Consider the following 1,793-nt stretch of genomic DNA (forward strand, 5'->3'; position numbering starts at 1 on the left):
GGCCTCCCCGGTGTCCTGGTGGTGTTCGCGATCCTCTGCGCTCTGGCACTGTTCATGTATCTGCGGTCGCGTAAGCAGCCGATCGACGCCTCCAACGTCACCGCCGAGTGGGAGGGCGGAAACAAAGGCACCGCCTCCGGCGCCCACACCGTGTCGACGGATCCCGACGCGCGGCCGGCCGGGTCGAAGGGGCGCCTGTGAATCTCCTGGTCCACACCCTGAGTTCCCTCTGGCAGGTCGTGCTGGTCGGACTGATCTTCGGTGCCGGTCTTCCGGCACTGTTCGCCCTCGGAATGCGGTCGCTGGCGTCGGGCGGTACCGATGAGAACGCCGGTCCCACCCTCATCGGCAAGGCCGGTGCAATTGTCTGCTTCGCTGTGGTTGTGATTGCCATCATTGCGGGAATACTGCTGTTGACTGCCGACTTCCTGTCCAGCAGTTTCGGCATCAACCTGTTCTGATCGCACACCACGAAAGAAGCCCAGTGTCCAAGTATTCGCTCCGCTCGGTCCTCGACTGGCTGCGCGCCGGCTACCCGGAAGGCATTCCGGCAAAGGACCACTTCGCGCTGCTCGCGGTGCTTCGGAGACGGCTGACCGACGAAGAGATCGCCCAGGTCGTCGAACTGTCCATCGCGACTGCGCACGAACGTCCCGATCGTCACGTCGACTACGACACCCTCAAACAGATCATCGCGGGGGTCCTGCACGAGGAGCCCACGGAGGAGGATGTCGAGCGGGTCACCGCACGTCTCGCCGAAGGCGGGTGGCCGGTGACGTCCGGCGAGGACACCGCCTCTGCCGAGGACACCGCCTCTGCCGAGAACGCCTCTTCCACCGAGGGCACCGCCACCGGCGGAGCGGCCCCCGCTCCCGACACCGCCGTGGCCGACGAACCCGCCCCGGGCGACGACCCGGCCTCCGACGACACGGCCCGGAACGACACGGCCCGGAACGACACGACCGGGAACCACACGAGCGGGAACCACAGGACCGAGGACGAAACGGCCCAGGACGGCACGGCCGAGAAGGAAGAAGCCGCCCACGGACCGGCGCGAGGGGCGCCGTGATCTTGCCTCCGTTCCTCTCCTCGATCATCGAATGGCTCCGCGCCGGCTACCCCGAAGGAGTGCCGGAGCAGGACTACGTTCCGCTGCTGGCGCTGCTCACCCGCCGCCTGTCCGAGGACGAGGTGGACCAGGTCGCCGATGCGCTGATCGAGGCCGGCGACCTGCCGATAACCAAGACCGACATCGCGGTGCTCATCACGAAGGTGACCAACGAGATGCCGCTCGACCAGGACGTGGACCGGGTCCGGAAGCACTTGGAGGCCGGGGGCTGGCCCCTCACCGGCCGCGACCTGTGAGTGGCGTCCTCGAAGTCCTGCCCGTCCCGCCGGGGCGGGACGTCGTCGCGATACTTCCCGCGCTGCGCCGCATGCTCGACGGTGACGGTCCCGCTCTGCTGCCCGTGCCCGCCGCGGACGAGCGCGAGACCCGCCGCCTGACCGACGCGCTGCGCCCCGGCGAGCCGATCGACGACGGCATCGGGCTGGTGATGGCGACGTCCGGCACCACCGGAACCCCGAAGGGCGCCGAGCTGACGGCGGCGGCCCTACGTGCCAGCGGGGACGCCACGCACGAGCGGATCGGTGGAACCGGATCGTGGCTCCTCGCGCTGCCCGCTCACCACATCGCAGGAATGCAGGTGCTGCTGCGCAGCCTGCTGTCGGGCACCGATCCGGTCGTGGTGGACGTCGCGAACGGATTCGATCCGGCAGCGCTTCCCGCGGCG

At 68.9% G+C, this 1,793-nt stretch carries 3 protein-coding genes and 2 pseudogenes; all 5 read left to right on the plus strand.

Features of this window, described 5'->3' with window-relative positions; all coding sequences use genetic code 11:
- Positions 1-201, plus strand: a pseudogene (locus I0Q12_RS31785) (inorganic phosphate transporter); the annotation flags it as partial.
- Positions 198-461 carry a hypothetical protein gene (locus I0Q12_RS03175; RefSeq protein ID WP_197250557.1) on the plus strand — a complete coding sequence of 88 codons (264 nt, stop codon included), beginning with the start codon at positions 198-200 and terminating at the stop codon, positions 459-461. The pseudogene I0Q12_RS31785 and the gene I0Q12_RS03175, both read left to right, overlap by 4 nt.
- A 23-nt stretch (positions 462-484) precedes the next feature.
- Positions 485-820 (plus strand): annotated as a pseudogene (locus tag I0Q12_RS03180) (DUF3349 domain-containing protein); the annotation flags it as partial.
- Positions 821-1,065: 245 nt separating this feature from the next.
- Positions 1,066-1,365 carry a DUF3349 domain-containing protein gene (locus tag I0Q12_RS03185; protein ID WP_197250558.1) on the plus strand — a complete coding sequence of 100 codons (300 nt, stop codon included), beginning with the start codon at positions 1,066-1,068 and terminating at the stop codon, positions 1,363-1,365.
- The coding region (locus I0Q12_RS31790; protein WP_307845993.1) for an AMP-binding protein at positions 1,362-1,793 on the plus strand (432 nt) is incomplete at its 3' end. The genes I0Q12_RS03185 and I0Q12_RS31790, both read left to right, overlap by 4 nt.

The sequence above is a fragment of the Rhodococcus sp. CX genome (assembly GCF_015865005.1).
Lineage (GTDB): Bacteria > Actinomycetota > Actinomycetes > Mycobacteriales > Mycobacteriaceae > Rhodococcus.